The following is a 16258-nucleotide window of genomic DNA, read 5'->3' as shown; positions in this document are numbered from 1 at the left end:
GCCCCTGGATCCGCGGCTTCTGGATCCGCGGCCCCCTCCGCCATTCCCTTGGTCCGCAAGCGGCTCACGCTTCCCACCGGGATCGCCACCGGCGACGTCACCGCCGACTCCGCCGTCCTGTGGTCCCGCGCTTCCGGGCCCGGCCGGCTCACTGCTCTGTTGCAGGCAGTGGACGAATCAGGCGAGATCCTTCGCGGCCGCTACGGCTTCAGCCGCACCATCCGCGGTCCTTTGGCCAACGAAGCCAGCGACTTCACCGCCAAGATCCATGCCAAAGGACTCCCCGCAGGCACCCGCTTCGCGTTGGAACTGAACTTCGAAGACGGCAACGGTCCTGGCGAAGCAATTCGCGGCACCTTCCGCACGGCACCTGGCACTTCCATGGGAAAGCACGACGGCGGTACTGACGTCGCGCGCGGAGGCGGCAGGTCGTCGTCGTACTCGCAGTCCTTCGTCTGGACCGGCGATACCGCCGGCCAGGGCTGGGGCATCAACGAGGACCTGGGCGGCATGCGCGGCTACAAGGCCATGCACGCCACCAAACCGGACTTCTTCATCCACTCCGGCGACACCATCTACGCCGACGGCCCCATCGCCGCCACTGTGACCGAAAAGGACGGCCAGGTGTGGCGGAACATCGTCACGGAGGAAGTCTCCAAAGTGGCAGAAACCCTCAAGGAGTACCGCGGACGCCACCGTTACAACTCACTGGACGCCAACATGCGCGCCATGTTCGCCGACGTCCCGGTGATCGCTCAGTGGGACGACCACGAGACCACCAACAACTGGTACCCCGGCGAAATCCTGGACGACCCCCGCTATACCGAACGGAACGTCAATGTCCTCGCTGCCCGGGGCCGCCAGGCGTGGCAGGAAAACATGCCGATCGCCGACGCCGCGGCGCTCTGGCGCCCGGGATCGTACGACGCCGGCCAGTACCAGCCGGCGCGCATCTACCGGAAGATCCCACGCGGCCCGCAGCTGGACATCTTCTGCCTGGACATGAGGACGTTCAAATCCCCCAACACCGACGGCAAGGAACCGTACGCCACCAACATCCTGGGCCAGGAGCAAGTGGACTGGCTGACCAAGGAAGTCCGGAAGTCCAAAGCGACATGGAAGGTGATCGCCGCCGACCTGCCACTGGGCATCATCGTTCCTGACGGCGCCGTCAACCAGGAAAGCCTGGCCAACCGCGACCACGGAGCTCCTTTGGGCCGCGAGCTCGAGATCGCCGGCGTACTGAGCGCGTTCAAGAAGCACGGGGTCAAGAACACCGTGTGGCTGACCGCGGATGTGCACTACTGCGCCGCGCACCACTACTCCCCCGAACGCGCAGCCTTCACCGACTTCGATCCCTTCTGGGAGTTCGTGGCCGGGCCCATCAATGCAGGTTCCTTCGGGCCCAGCGAGATGGATGGGACGTTCGGCCCGGAGGTTCTGTTCGCCAAGGCGGGGCGTTTCGCGGGCGAGTCACCGCGCGACGGTGAGAACCAGTACTTTGGGCATGTGGACCTCGCCTCCGACGGCGTGTTTACGGTGAGCCTGCGCAACGCCTTGGGCTCCGTGATCTACTCAAAGGCCCTCATCCCCGAGCTCTGACCCAAGTAAGTAGCAGATCAGGCCGTTATGAATCCGCCTCATCAAAACGGCCTGATCTGCTACTCAGGAGGGGATTTCGGCGTATGCTCTCCTCAGCGCAGAGGCAAGACGCGTTGTTCGCTTTTGGTGGGGCCACTTTTGAAGGCAGGGGTTCAGTGGCAGGGGTGAAGCACGAGGTTCTTCCGGTGCGCTCGTCGGCACGACATGGTTGGCCGATCTTCTTAATACCGGTTGGGGTCTGTTTGGTATTGCTGGTTTTCGGGCTGGCAAGCGGAACAGGAACGACGACGGCGCAACTCGCCGGTGACCTGGCGATCCTTCTCGCTGCCCTCACCGCGCTGACCACCCACACCCTCGCTGCCCGAAAACGACAGGACAACACGGCCGGCCGATGGTTCATCGTGGCAGGCTTGGCCGTATGGTGCGCCGGGCAAATCGTGTGGACCATCAACGGCATCACGCTCGACCACCATTACCCCTTCCCTTCCTTCGCTGACATCGGTTTCGTCTGGTATGCGCTGCCCACGTCCATTGGACTTGTGCTGCTGTTGAGGGGCCAGGGGCTGCGCACTTCACTGCGCCGCACCATCCTGGACGCCGGCGTGGTGGCAAGCTCCATGTTCTTCATCGCATGGAGCTCCGTCCTCGGATCCTTGGCAGCAACCACCGACCAAGACGCTTTTGCCCAGGCAACGCAGATGGCCTATCCCATTGCTGATGTGTTCATGGTCTCCGTGGTGATCGTCCTGACGATGCGCGCGGCCCGCGGCCGCCGGCTTCCCTGGCTGAGCCTGGGAATTGGCTTCTGGATCCTTGCCATTACAGACCTGGCCTATATGAACTTCACGCTCCAGGGCATCACGGGTGTCACGGGCTCCCCGCTGGCGCTGGGGTGGGTGTTCGCCTTCCTGCTGGTGGGGCTCAGCCCGTTGCTCCCGGAAGCGGACAGCGCGCGCAATGATGGACGGGCCTACGCTGCCGCCCTTGAACTGCTCCCCTACCTCCCTGTGTTCAGCGCCGTGTTCTTCTCGCGCAGCCGTCCCATCGGGGAGGACCGCATCCTGCTGGTCACCGGACTGGTGGTGATTGTCTTCGTCATCGTCCGGCAGGTGCTGATCGTCGTCGAGAATGTGACGCTGACCCGCGACCTCGAGTCCAAGGTGGCCGAACGCACTGCCGAGCTGGAGGGGCTCGGGGCAATCGTCAACTCCTCCGGCGACGCCATCATCGGCGAAACACCCGACGGCGTGATCACCAGTTGGAACCCAGGGGCGGAGCGCATCTTCGGGTACCCGGCGTCGGAGGCAATCGGCAGGAAGGGCGACTTCTTCGTCCCCGCCGAGTTGATGGAGAAGGAACGAGGGGCGTTGGAAGCCACTGCCCAAAGTGGTGATGTTCAGAATTACGAGACACTGCGTAAGCGCGGAGACGGTGACGTTATTCCGGTGTCAGTGACGCTGTCTCCCGTCCGGGGCGAATCCGGCATCCGCGGCGTCGCAACCATCTCCCGGGACATCACCGAACGCAGGGCGGCCGAGAAGGAACTCCTCGCCGCACGTGAAGCAGCACTGGAAGCTAGCCGGCTCAAATCCGAATTCCTGGCCACCATGAGCCACGAGATCCGGACTCCGCTCAACGCGGTAATCGGCCTGACGTCGCTCATGATGGACACGCCCCTGAGCGAGGGCCAGAGGCAGTACGCCCAGGGCGTCAAGGGCGCCGGTGAGGTCCTCCTGACCCTGATCAACGACATCCTGGACTTCTCCAAACTGGAAGCCGGGAAAGTGGACCTGGACGTCAACGCCTTCGACCCCAGGGCATTGGTGGATGAGGTGGCCGGGCTGGTTGCCGAAGCAGCGCAGGGCAAAAACCTGGAACTCATCTCCTACTGCCACCCCGACGTTCCGGAACGCCTGATGGGCGACGCCGGTCGGATCCGCCAAATCCTCCTGAACCTTTCCTCCAACGCAGTGAAGTTCACCCCGGCCGGCGAAGTGGAAATCCAGGTCTCCGTGGTCAGTCGGGACACAGAGAACGCCGCACTGCGATTTGAAGTCCGGGACACAGGCATCGGAATCAGCGCCGAAGACCATCACCGGTTGTTCGAATCCTTCGCCCAGGCCGATGCTTCCACAACGCGGCGGTATGGCGGCACTGGCCTGGGTTTGGCCATCTCACGTCGCCTCACCGAAGTCATGGGCGGCAGGATCGGACTTGAGAGCGAGCCGGGAACCGGCAGCAAATTCTGGTTTGTCCTGGAACTTCCCGTTGGCCCGGCAGCCTCGGACACGGGAACTTTGCCTGCCACGCTGGCCGGCCGCAGGGTGCTGGTGGTGGACGACAATGCAACCAACCGCCTGGTGCTGGAAAAGCAACTGGCCAGTTGGGGCATGCAGCCAGTGGCCGTGGCCGACGCCGCCTCAGCCATGGATGAATACCGCACAGCCGTGCTGACAAGCCACCCCTACGACATCGCCGTGGTGGACATGTGCATGCCCGATACCGACGGTCTTGAACTGGCACGCCAAATCAAGAGTGAAAACCAAGGTTCCGGGACGCCTGGGATCATCCTGCTGACCTCCACAATGCAGGTTGAAAGGGGCGACCTCGTCAGCGCGGGCATCCGGGAATACCTCACCAAACCCGTCCGAAGCTCAGAGTTCTACAACCGTCTCCTGCGCCTCATGGCCACCAGGACGGTGGGCTCCGCTGCCCCGACTGCATCCTCCGAGATTTTTGCGACGGCCGAACCCGTACGGCGGCTGGGAAAACTGCTGGTTGCCGAAGACAACGAGGTCAACCAGTTGGTAGCCCGTGGCATGGCAAACAGGCTGGGCTACGACGTGGACATTGTGGATGACGGTGCCAAAGCCGTTACAGCAGCGCTGTCCGGGACATACGCAGCGGTGCTCATGGACTGCCACATGCCCGTCATGGACGGGTTCGACGCGACCCGGGCCATCCGGGCCCGCAACGGCCACTCGGCCCGGATTCCCATCATCGCCATGACGGCAGGGGCACTGAACGAGGACCGCGAGCGCTGCTTCGCTGCCGGCATGGACGACTACATCAGCAAGCCCGTGGACCTGGCCAAACTCGGGGAAGTTCTCATCCGTTGGGTCCCGGAGGTTGATGAAACGTCGACGGCGGTTGGCGGGTCGGCAGCGCAGGCTGCGGTGGGCGTCGCGCAAGAACCGGCGGAAGCACCGGCGTCGAGCGCTGTTATTCAGGATGCTGGTGTCCAGGACGCTGGTGTTCAGGACGCTGTAGTCTTGGACGCTGCGAGGCTGCAGATCCTGCGCGAACTTGGACCTGCCGACGGCTTGGGCCTCCTGCCGGAGGCTATCCGGGCGTTCCGGGAGGATGCGCAGATGGCCGTTGAAACGCTGCGGTCTGCGCTGGCTGGCGAACAAGCCAGCGCTTTGGAAGCGGCCGCACACAAACTCGCCGGTGCTGCGTCCAACATCGGGGCCGCGGGCGCTGCAGCCCTGTGCAAGGATTTGGAACGGTTCGGTCGCGAAGCGGGGCCTGATCTGGCTACCCTCAGCACACCGGTATTGGGGCAGTTGCAGGCTGAACTCTCACGGGTGGACCTTGCCCTCGAACGCACTCTCCAAGGAGCTTCATGAAAGTCCTGATCGCCGACGACGACCAGATCTCCCGGATGATCACCAAGGCCGCCGTCGAGCAGTCCGGCCACGAGTGCATCGTGGCAGTGGACGGCGATTCGGCATGGCAGCTCTACCAGGATCACAGCCCCGAGGCCGTGGTGACCGATCTGATGATGCCCGGCCTCAATGGGCTGGACCTTTGCCGTGCTATCCGGGAAGCAGAGGAAGATACCTACACGTACATCATCCTGGTGACCTCCCATGGGTCCCGGAAAGACGTCCTGGCCGGCATGGAAGCCGGAGCCGACGACTATGTCACCAAGCCCTTGGACCCCTTCAGCCTGCACATCCGGCTCCTCGCTGCCCAGCGGATCACGTCGCTGCACGCGGACCTGGCCCGGTACCGCTCGGCGCTCACTGAGCAAGCCCGCACGGACCCCCTGACCAAGCTGAACAACCGGCTGAAACTCACGGAAGACCTTGGCCAGTTGCGCAGCCGCGAAGACCACGACTACTGCCTGGCCATGGTGGATGTGGACAACTTCAAGAGCTATAACGATATCTACGGCCACCAGGCCGGGGACGCCGCTCTGGTAGCGATCGCAACAACCCTCGCCCGCGAGGTGCGCAAGGCCGACGCCGTTTATCGCTTTGGCGGCGAAGAGTTCCTGCTGGTCCTCCGCGACGAATCGGTCTTGGGTGCCCGAACCGTCATGGAACGCGTTCGTTCCGCAGTGCACGACTTGCGCATCGAGCACTCCGGAGACCCCGATGGCGTCCTGACCATCAGCGCTGGCGTCTCCGCCTTCACGGATGGGCACCGCGCCGGTACCGAGCAACTCCTGCGGGAAGCCGACCTTGCCCTCTACGCAGCCAAGGCCTCTGGCAGGAACCGGGTGACCTTGGCCAGCGCCCTCCGCTCGGAGTGATCTGGACGAGCTGGTTCCAATGTGCCAGGAGCGCCCGACTCATGATACGAGCCCAGCTTGGGTCAGCATGCCGTGCTCAGAGTGTTACGCGCGTTGACATTCCCGGTACCGGCCGGAAGCCGGTAATCACCTGAGTTGCATGCCGTGTTGTCCGTCATGGTCACGTAAGTCACCGGTCGCTCGAAGTCGACTGCCCCGCCGGTTGTTTTGATGTCGTTGTTCTTAAAGGTGTTCCCTACAACCTGAATGTGATGGATTTGCTTTGTGCCGTCGTAGTAGGCGTCGTGCAGCCCCCGAGGTGAACCCCAGACAGTGTTACCGGTGAGATTAATGTTGTAAACAACCCCGGATCCCCCAGCAAGGTCTATCCCGGCACCGTGCCGGCCTCCGCGCACAGTGTTATCCGCAATTCTGATGTCGTGAACGTCCTCATTGCCGTACGTGTGAACAGCGATACCATCGTCGCCGTCCGTGCCCTTGCGCTGGTCCACGACGTTGCCCACAATGTCGCCGTTAGCCGTATTCATTGCATGGATGCCGTCCAGTTCCACGTACTTACCGTTCGTTGCGGACTGGGTGCTGCTGTCCCTAACACACCACTTCAATCCGCCGACGAACGCGATTGAGTACGTAAACGGATTTTTCGTATGTACGCCTTGGACCAGGGAATTGGACGACTCACGCACGTCAATCACGTACTCCTTGAGGCGGCCCGTGACGTTGCCGTTCAATGTGTCACCTGACTGGTCCGCTGTGAAGTTCGACAGGGTGGTATTGTCGGCGCCCGCCGTCGTCACGATGGGATATCCCCCAGCAGGTCCGGTGTTACCCGTAAATGAAGGACCCGCTTTCAGAATCGTTGCCGGCCCCGCACCTTCCAGCTTCACATTGCCCGCCATGCGAAGCTTGCCATTGATGACGAACGTGCCTGCAGGTAGTTTTACGATTCCGCCGCCAGCATTCCCGGCCGCATTGATCCTGCCTTGAATACTTGCCGTGTCATCGATGGCGTCATTTGGCGTCGCCGTGACGCTGTAAACGCTCGTCGCGCTGCTACCAGTGGCAAGGCTAAGGGAACAGGCAGACCCTGTGACACTGAGAGGCACCGCATTCTGAGCGGCCACAGCAACGTTGGCATGGGCGGCGGTAGGGGTCACGGCGCACATGACCAGTAATGCTGCCCCTGTGGCCGTGAGGAGGCGAACGCCGCGTCCATGACGCCACCCAACGCGTGTCGGTAAAGATACTGGGGTTGGAATTGAACCTGTACCAACAGGTGAGAACGAATCGAATTCAGCAGGACCACTGTCTTTGGACACGCGTATAGTCTCCTATCAGATCTTCGGACTGGCCTCGTGGAGCCGTCCATTGAATGAGTACACGCAGTCTTGCGAACGTGACGTTACCGGTGAATGCCTTCAATAACTTCTTTGTAGTCTTCAAGAGCAAATCCGCTTCCCGCACGGTCGTCATCTTCAAAGAGGTTTTCTTCGAAGCCGAACAAGAACATCGCCATCCCGCATTCGACCGCATACCGTGGAGCAGTTCCCATCTGTTCAGCAAGGCTGTGCGACTCGGGCGAGCCGCCGGTGAACGGTGAATCGGGCGGTCCGGGGTTCTCCCCCACCAAACCGAGTCCTGCCCGCCGCGCCAGGGCGCTCGTATACCTGTGTGATGACCACGAGGAGACATCTCCCAGCAGCACAACGTCATCGTCGCCCGGCTGACATTGGTCTTGCGGCGGAACAGCAGCCCGCGCCCGGACGTCCGACACATCGTCCAGTCCGGTGAAATCCACGTCCACCCCCGTCAACGTTGCCAGGACCGCGAACTGTGCAGCATAGTCCAACCCACGTTCCTGAGCGCCGTCAGGGTTGGCCCGCCCGTCCAAGCGACCTTTGACGGCTTCCGCTTTGTCAGCCGGCAGCACTCCACGGCCCGCGACCGGAACATGCACGCGCCCCTGAAATCCGAGCGTCCGCAACTCGCCCACCTGCCATGCCACCGCGTTGACAACAGATCCGGCGTACCAGTCCCACCACCTCTGCACCTGTTCGTCAGTGACGGATTTGCCGTGCCATGAACGGGAGCCCGGAACCCATCCCGGCATCGGAGACGGTGCCACCCCCTCAGCCAAACCAATACCGAACTGGGGAGCGTCACCAAACGCCCAGAATTCCTCGTCGCTGCCGCCGTCTTCGTTGCCACCGTCTTCGCTGCCACCGTCACCGTCACCGTGCCCCGGGTACCCCAGCTCACCGGTGGCGTTCGTACCGACACGGATGGCTGTGATGCCCTCGAAGCCCAGGTCCGATGCGACGCGGACCAGGTACTTCCGTGCCGCGTCCCGCACCTCTGCACTGAAGACGAGCTCTGCCCCGGCATCCTTCGGCACGTCTCCGCCGCTGCCCTTCAGAACGCCCCCAGTAAGATCCCTTACCCAATCAGGCGGGTAGTGCAGCCCGGGAGACAGAATCACGCCCATGCCGGCTTGGCGGCAATCGTTCAGTCGCGCCCGCACCTCGTCAACATAGTCACGGTTCTCCTGTCCAGCTTCCGGCTGGTACCGATCCCAGGCCACCGGTAACTCCACCACAGAAACGCCGGCCTCATGGAGCGCTGCCAGCCGTTCTGGAGTACAGGTGCTCCCCAGGACTCCGAAACTCATAGGCTCAGCTGCGTGATCGGGCTCCACGCTGCATCCCGCGATCACAGTGGTCAGGACGATGGAAAGCAAGAGAGTCGGAAGCAGGCGACTCATGGATACCCACCCGTTACAGGAGGGAGTGTCAGGCCTCCGGCGACAGCGGCCTCCAGCCTTGCCCGGTCCAACATCCACACAACAGTGTCACCGGACGTTGGACCAGTGAATGTGAAAACTGGTTGGGCGTTGTCCTGCAGCCATCCCAAGAACTCCGGCGAAGCGAAACCGTACCCCTCACTCAGCGGTCTGCCCTGCGTCAAAACGTACTCGGCGCCTCCGTCCCGCAGGGATTGCAGCGAAGGCAGCACCTCCCAATTCTCATGTGGCTGTAAAGCGAACTCTCCGGTGACCGATGTCAGAGCCACCTTTGAGGAAAGGGGCAGCTCGGCATTCATCCAGTCACGTGCACGCATCAGGCCGTCATCCACTACGGACCTTGCTTGAATACCGAGAAGAAGACTAAGTACGGCAACGATCGCAGCGAAAGCAATGACTGCCCCTCGAAGGCGTGGCCGCCATTTCACCACCATCACAGCGGCTATGGGTGTTGAAACCAGGGCGGCCAGCACCACACAGTAACCAAACTGTTCCTCTGCCGCCCCGAAAAACACGGAGTAGACGCCAACCAAACCGGTAATGATCGAAAACAGACCCATGACCCGCCGTCCCACCGACGGAGAAGCGGCGGCCACAACACCAGCCACAACGGAGAGCCCCAGAAGCATGTAGCTGGTACCGAACCGGCCGGCCATATCCATAAGTCGATCGGTCAGGCTGACACCCGGGACTGAATTGAAGCCAGTCATCTGAACAGCCCCAACCATTCTGAGGATGCCCACCGATTTTTGGTCCATGAACTGCGGAAACAGACCGGTGACAGCGATCAAGCCCAGATAGACCAGATACGGAACGATTGAACACGCGAGGATACGCAAAGCTGTTTGCAGGGGAACTGTTCTGCGCCAGACCACCGCGGCCAGCAGAGGGACCACCGTGAACACTGCCGTCATGTCCTTCATGACGACGGCTAGTCCGAAGACCAACCCGGCACTGACTTCGATCCGCAGGCGCGCGCGTCCCCGCTCCCTGTTGAGTGCAATAAGGACCAGCAGCCACCCTGACAGCGCGGCCAAGCCCGCAGGGGTTTCCATCATCAGCCGCCCGTCCATGCGCAGGACAAATGGATCACTTGCCAGAATGACGCCAGCCAATGCTGCAGGTCCCACTCCCACCAGACGGCGCACCAACAGGAAGCAGACAACCGCAGTCATTGCTCCCAGGACGGAGTTGACCCAGCGCAACTGCAAAGCCAAATCCATGGCGTGACCTTCAAGGCCCAGCACTCGAATGACCAGGGCGTTGAGTGCATACGAACCGGGAGGGTGCAGGAAGAAGGGAGCGCCCGAGCTTGATGGCATGTGCCCATCAGCTACTTGTCGTGCGATGTCCGCGTAGGTTACCTCGTCAATAAACAGGTCGTTGGCCCGTTGAACACCGAACACCCGGAACACCAGGGCCAGTAGCCCCACCAGCAGCGCAACCCACCGGCTGCGCCGCAGGGCCCTCTGAGCCCTGCGGGCGGAACTCCGCGTGCGGCCCTCCGTCGGAAGTACTTCCAGCAGGTGAAGCGAGTTCATGACTCCCCGTATTTCGAGGCAGGCGCTGCACTTCCGGGCACATAATAGATTTCCGGCTGCAGCGGAATCTCTCCGGCGGGGAACAATGCGTCAGCCTGCGACGCATATTGCCTGATCCGACCGGGTTTGGCGTCGAGTCCTGAGTCCCAAGTCCACGGCACAAATCCCATCTTCGCCATGTGCGTTTCATCGGGCCCGGCCACAAGGTCATAAGGAAAATCCGAGTACATCACCAAGCTCTCCGGATGGCCTTTGCCAACCTCCCGGGTGATGAGGTGGTCCACATGCTTCCCCACTCCCGCAGGGCAGAAGAGAAGATCCGCTTTGGTCTGCGCCATGAGCACGGCAATGTTGCTCCGGAGTTGGCGGATAAGCCCCTGGTCACCCCGGGAAACCCTGCCCAACGCGATGTCGAACCGGTAAGTGGGGTAACGATGGGTGAGTTCCGGCAGGAGTCTTTCCCACGCGCTGCTGCCTAACATCGCCGGCTTGCGCCGGCGTCGGAAAAGCGCGTCCACTTCGCCGAGGTGAATTGACTGGACTCCCATGTCCTCCAGCACAGCCCGGTCCTCCGACTGCCTGGCCACGAAGAGTTCCCCTGCGTCCGGTATGGCGCATTGGCGCATGAAGGACCGTGCCGCGCGCGTGTGGGGTGACGGCATGGCCTCCGTGAACAGCGTGGCCACGATGATCTCGCGCCCCTGTGCTTGAGCTTCGATCAGCGCCCCGCAGGACAGCACTGCATCATCCAGATGGGGTGATAGGAAGAGCCACGGCGCGTCGCCTGCCATGGACCGCTCAACGCGTGATTCGAGCAGCATTTCAAGCCCTTTCCGGGCGGAGGGCCCATTGCCGTTTGGGTCGGGGTTCATTCAGTTCGCCGAGAGCTGTGTTGTAAGCCCCTGCCTGCAAGTCGGCGAGCGCATCCCAGTTGTAGTCCGCGGCAAACTCCCGTCCCCGTGCGGCGACGTGTTCCAGCCCCTCCTGCTGGTACCTTCGGACAATTTCCTCTTCCAAGGCTTTGACGTCGAAGGGCTCCACGAGCCACCCGGTTCCCCGTGGGACGACCTCCCGCAGGCAGGGAATGTCGAAGGCAATTACCGGTGTGCCTGCGGCCAGGGCGTCGATGGCTACCAACCCGAACGTCTCGTGCCGGGATGGCACCACCATCAGCCGGGCGTCACTGATGGCACCAAATTTCTTGTCCCCTGAAAGCCACCCAAGAAACTGCACGCGCTCAGAGAGGCCGGCATCCTGAATGGACGCACGCACCCTTTTTTCGTCTGGGCCCTTCCCCGCAATCAACAGGTTGCCATCTACTCGGCGGCACGCTTTGGCCCAGGCTTCCAGCAGAAGGTCCAAACCCTTGTATTCGTACTCCAGGCGCCCGACAAACAGCACATCATTCCCGTGCCGGGGTTGGGTGTTCCATATACCGGGATCCACTCCATTGCCGATGATGTCCACATGAAGGGCTGGGTTCAGTTCCTTCAATCGATCGCTGATTCCCTGCGAAACAGAAATGAGCCTGCGGTGCCTCCGGACGCCCAACCGCTCTATCCAGTGCAGCGGTAGTTTGTACTGCCGTGCTTTGTCCTTGGCATGGAGCCATTGGACCACTCCGATGGTTGGACGCTTGGTCCAGAGTGGTGCGGCCATGGTGGAAAACGGAGCGAAGAAATCCTCCACAACCAGCTCAGTAGCTGCCCGGCGCTTATGGACTTCAAAGGGCAGTCGGACAACATAGGCCACCAGCCTGGTCAGACGGTTGCCGCCTGTTCCGAAGCCAATCGGCACATAGTGCACACCGTCCTCCACGCGTTCCTTCCAGCCCGGGTATCGGGTGGTCAGCACGGTGACGTGGAAGTCTTTGGCAGCCAGGCGGCGGTTGATCTCGTGGGTCCGCACAGATCCTCCACCCGCCCCAGGCATACGCGGATCTTCAAAGCCCAAATGTAAAACTCTCATCGTTGTCTTTCCGTCTCAAAATCTGTTGAGGGCAAACTGCTGCTGGTCACTGCACCCGTTTCCCCGCACCATGCACGGCGGGGGCGGCCCCGGGGCGTTCAGGCAGGTGACGTGGGCGGTGCTGTCGACGGCCCGAACTCCTGCTTCGGTTGCGGGGCCGGCGTCGTCGGGAGATCCTGAAGTCGTTCCTGTACGGCAGCAGGCCGCGCTGGTGGGCAAGAACTGTGAAGCCGCTGATGGTGGCAAGGACCAACCAGGCCAGGGGCTGAACCAACGCAGCGACTGCGAGGACCACGATGAGGGCGAAAGCAAGAATCAGGAACCTCCCCGCTCCCCTTCCCGGGTGGGCTGCCATCAGTACAGGTCGCGCGAGGACTGTCAGGACCAACCCGGCCGTCACAGCCCCGACGGCGGAACCCACAGCCATTCCCGTGACCGCGTCCAGCTGCCAGCCCGCCCAAAGCCCGCCAACCACCAGAAGGCATGCACAGGCGAGACCGATTTGGCAGCGACGGTATGCGCGCAGGGCGAGAAGGACGGTGGAAAGCACCATCAGGACGGCATAGCCAAGGCCTGAGGCCCCCAGCCATGGCAGGAGGTTCAGGGAACCGTGGTACTTCGGTGGAACAATCAGGCCGGACATCAGGGGCGGCGCGGTAGCGATAATGGCGAAAGCCACCACCACGAGTTGCCCGAACGAAGCAAAGGAAGCGCCAAGCACCTCGCCAACCTTTACGCCAGGGGTGCGAAGCAGGGGAAACGCCACCAACGCCGTTCCGGCTGCCACATACACGGGCCCTTTCGCGATCGTGGCCAGCGCCTGGAATCCTGCGGCGGCCGCCGAGCCGTTATCGAGGAAGCCGACCACCACGACGTCGATGCCCACCAGCACAGAAACCACGCACAGAACCGACGCGATATCGCTGGTCTCAGCCCATCGCCATTTCTCACGCAATACCCGCGGACGCCAGCGAAGATCCCGGTAAAAAGACCACGGGACAACCAACGGCGCCATGCACCCCGCGACGAAGCCAAGCACTGCTCCACCGGCTCCCCACGCCATCGCGATCACCAGCAGGCTGAAGATCAACCTGAGGACCACCTCACCGATCGTGGACAGTGCGTACCAGGTAAAGCGGAGCTCGCCCTGCAGCCATCCGGCGGGTGCATTGACGACGAAGATGACAAAGGCCGCCAACGCCACCACTGTTGCCAAGGCTGGAGTAGCCAGCGCGAGCGTTACGCTGCCGGTTATGACGGCCGCAGCAATTCCCGCCATGCACGATACGAAGACAGAGAAGGCCATACCGTTCCGGCGCTCTTCGGATCCTTCCGGGTGCACCGCAACAACGTGTGACAAGGGAAGCGGAACCAGCGCGTTGGCGACGATTCCCACAACCCCAAGAATCATCGCGGCGGCGGCGAATTGTGTGTAGTCCGCCGTCCCCAACATGTTGGCCATGAGCAGCGTGCAGGCGTAGCTGACCACGCCCACTACTCCCGCAGACACAGCGAGGAAACCACTATTCTGGGCTATGTTGACGTCCTGGTCTGACGTCCTTTCCCTGTATTCAGCTCTGGGCCTCAAGGTCACGTCTGTGGTCATGGTCTGTTCTGATACATCCACGGACCAACTGCCACTACTGACCGTCAAAGGCATCGGCCGGAGCGACGGCACTTCCGGGGCCAGCGAGCAGTGTGTCGCGTCCTGCATGACGGAGTTCCGCTGCTGGCACGCCAATTTTCTGTACGGCCGCGAATGCCTCGAATTCGTCGCGGCCGTTCATCAGGACCGCGACATGTCCGTCGTGCATCAAGGCAACTTCGTCGGTGGGTCGCAGGATGGAGCGTAAATCGGCCCCTTCCGGCAGTTCGAAGCGCACCAGGGTGGACAGGTCCGAGTGGCGTGAGCGGGGGTCACCGCCCTCACGGCGCAACGTCTCCTCCTCCAAAAGCACGCCAGTGAGCAGCCTGGTACTGCGATCCCAGGTGAAGCAGCTGGCCCATTCCCTGCAGTCCGCCGAGACGTCCTTGACTGCGTCCGGTTCACGCATGGCTGTCAGGGCCTCAACCATGGCGGTCCCAAATTTCCTGGGGGTCTCCACCAACCAACCTGTCCTGCCGTCCACAACGGAGTCCCGAATGCCTGGAACCCGCAATGCCAGGCAAGGCACGCCCCACGCCGCGGCCTCGATCACTGAGCAGCCCCAGCCCTCCGAAGCCGAGGTGGATGCCGTGAGCCAGGCCCGGCTCAGCAACTCGTCACGCACGTTGTTGGGCTGGTAGCCGTGGAACGTTACTGCGTGGTCAAGGCCCAGATCCGTGGCCAGCTGCTGGAGTCTGGCCCGCTCCGGGCCGTCGCCAATGATGTCCATTCTTAGTTTGGGAACACGGCGCGCCGCCACGGCGAACTGACCCAAGAGCAGATCCAATCGTTTATGGGGCACCAGCCGGCTGACGACGGCGATGGTTGGGTTAGGGGCTCGTGTCGCCACAGCCTGCGGAATGTCTATTGTGCCGTTCGGCACCACGTGGATAGGACCCGCAAAGCCGAGCTTTCGAAGTTCCAGGCGTGTCGAGGGTGACACCGCCACTATTGAGCGCTGCCCGTACACCGTTTTGGCTCCCGAGCTTTCCAGGAATCGGCCTAATGCGGCCATGGGCGGCGAGAACCTGGTACGGAACTGCTCCTGGTGGACGTGGTGGATCAGTTGGACGATCGGAATGTCCCCTGACAGGAACAAAGGGGAAAAGAACGGAATCCCGTTTTGGCAGTCCACAACGGCATCAAACCGGCCACTGCTCCGCAGAAGGCGAAGGGCAGCGTGTCCATAGATGGATAGAGCCCCGCCTCCGCGCAGTATATGAATGCCGTCAATGACGTCCTCGGCAGCCTGGCCGACATCGCGCCCTGTGAACCACGTGACCTGAACCCCGTTTTGCACCCATCGCTTGGAAATTTCATGCATGTACTGCTCCGCGCCGCCGGCTTGTGAATGCCTGACGTCGCGCCAGTTGAGGACCAGCACGTGCTTTCCTGCGAGTCGGGATGGGGAGTTCAGGTCAGGAAGGGCATACGTCACGGGGTTGCCTTCTGAAGTTGGAACACCGAGGCGAAGCTGGCGATTCCGTCCTGGAAGGGGCGGAATGTTGATTCAGCTCCGTTAGTCCAGGCCACAGGCAGTTCGATAATGCTGGCGTCGTTGTCCTGAAGCCGAAGAAGAAGCTCCACGTCAAAGGCGAATCCGGTGCTTCGGCATTGCACCATCGCCGCGGTGAGGGCATCCCGTTCGAAGAACTTGAAGCCACACTGGGTATCCTGGATGCCTTTGACCTTGGACCTTGTCAGGACCCGGAAAGCCGTTCCGCCCACTCTTCGCCCCAGATGTTGGGGACGGACGAACGTGGAGCCAGGGGCATGGCGGGATGCGATGACCGCTGATGCGCCATCGGAGAGATACGACATGGCTGCGGAGAGGGTGTCCAAAGGGGTGGCAAGGTCAGCATCGAAGAAGCCCGTGAACCTCGACGTTCCACTAAGAAGACCGCGGCGCACTGCTGCGCCCTTTCCACGCTGGGAACACCCCACCACAGAGATGGGGACCACGCCCCCGTTTTCACGGGCTATCCCACGGACAACCGCCGCGGTCTCGTCCACGCTGCCGTTGTCCACCACCACGATGCGCGATGACCATGGTTGGCTGGCCAGGAAGTCGACAGTCTGCCTCAGCGTGCCGGGAATCCTCGCGGCCTCGTTATAGGCCGGGATGATGACCTCAAGATCCACTTGGGATCGGCGCAAGGAGT

General features: G+C 62.1%; 11 protein-coding genes. 3 read left to right on the top strand and 8 right to left on the bottom strand.

What is annotated here, in order from left to right:
- The 3 genes from LN996_RS11225 to LN996_RS11215 form a co-directional block, all read left to right on the top strand.
- On the top strand, nucleotides 1-1602 hold a 1602-nt coding region (locus LN996_RS11225; RefSeq protein ID WP_231340468.1), incomplete at its 5' end, for an alkaline phosphatase.
- Nucleotides 1603-1844: 242 nt separating this feature from the next.
- On the top strand, nucleotides 1845-5231 hold the full coding sequence (locus LN996_RS11220; RefSeq protein ID WP_231340467.1) for a PAS domain-containing hybrid sensor histidine kinase/response regulator: 3387 nt from the start codon (nucleotides 1845-1847) through the stop codon (nucleotides 5229-5231).
- Entirely contained in the window at nucleotides 5228-6142 is a 915-nt protein-coding gene (locus LN996_RS11215; protein ID WP_231340466.1) for a diguanylate cyclase, read from the top strand. The genes LN996_RS11220 and LN996_RS11215 overlap by 4 nt, the downstream gene beginning before the upstream one ends.
- 62 nt (nucleotides 6143-6204) lie before the next feature.
- Here the strand turns inward: LN996_RS11215 and LN996_RS11210 are convergent, their stop codons facing one another.
- From LN996_RS11210 to LN996_RS11175, 8 genes are all read right to left on the bottom strand, one after another.
- Nucleotides 6205-7308 carry a glycosyl hydrolase family 28-related protein gene (locus tag LN996_RS11210; RefSeq protein ID WP_231340465.1) on the bottom strand — a complete coding sequence of 368 codons (1104 nt, stop codon included), beginning with the start codon at nucleotides 7306-7308 and terminating at the stop codon, nucleotides 6205-6207.
- A 236-nt stretch (nucleotides 7309-7544) separates the two neighbouring features.
- Nucleotides 7545-8903, bottom strand: a complete 1359-nt coding sequence (locus LN996_RS11205) for a glycoside hydrolase family 5 protein (protein ID WP_231340464.1) — start codon at nucleotides 8901-8903, stop codon at nucleotides 7545-7547.
- On the bottom strand, nucleotides 8900-10483 hold the full coding sequence (locus tag LN996_RS11200) for a glycosyltransferase family 39 protein (RefSeq protein WP_231340463.1): 1584 nt from the start codon (nucleotides 10481-10483) through the stop codon (nucleotides 8900-8902). Before LN996_RS11200 ends, LN996_RS11205 begins: the two co-directional genes overlap by 4 nt.
- Complete coding sequence (locus LN996_RS11195; RefSeq protein ID WP_231340462.1) at nucleotides 10480-11304, bottom strand: PIG-L deacetylase family protein; 825 nt, start codon at nucleotides 11302-11304, stop codon at nucleotides 10480-10482. The genes LN996_RS11200 and LN996_RS11195 overlap by 4 nt, the downstream gene beginning before the upstream one ends.
- Nucleotide 11305: 1 nt before the next feature.
- Entirely contained in the window at nucleotides 11306-12391 is a 1086-nt protein-coding gene (locus LN996_RS11190) for a glycosyltransferase family 4 protein (protein ID WP_231340461.1), read from the bottom strand.
- A 106-nt stretch (nucleotides 12392-12497) separates the two neighbouring features.
- Complete coding sequence (locus LN996_RS11185; protein WP_231340460.1) at nucleotides 12498-14057, bottom strand: lipopolysaccharide biosynthesis protein; 1560 nt, start codon at nucleotides 14055-14057, stop codon at nucleotides 12498-12500.
- Between the two features lie 34 nt (nucleotides 14058-14091).
- Nucleotides 14092-15534 (bottom strand): glycosyltransferase family 4 protein, encoded by a 1443-nt coding sequence (locus LN996_RS11180; protein ID WP_231340459.1) that lies wholly within the window; start codon nucleotides 15532-15534, stop codon nucleotides 14092-14094.
- A complete protein-coding gene (locus LN996_RS11175) occupies nucleotides 15531-16253 on the bottom strand; it encodes a glycosyltransferase (RefSeq protein WP_231340458.1) in 723 nt (240 codons plus the stop codon). The genes LN996_RS11180 and LN996_RS11175 overlap by 4 nt, the downstream gene beginning before the upstream one ends.
- Between the last annotated feature and the right edge of the window lie 5 nt (nucleotides 16254-16258).

It is taken from the genome of Arthrobacter sp. AK01, assembly GCF_021109375.1.
Taxonomy (GTDB): Bacteria; Actinomycetota; Actinomycetes; order Actinomycetales; family Micrococcaceae; genus Arthrobacter.
This window is presented reverse-complemented; position numbering and strand designations above follow the sequence as displayed.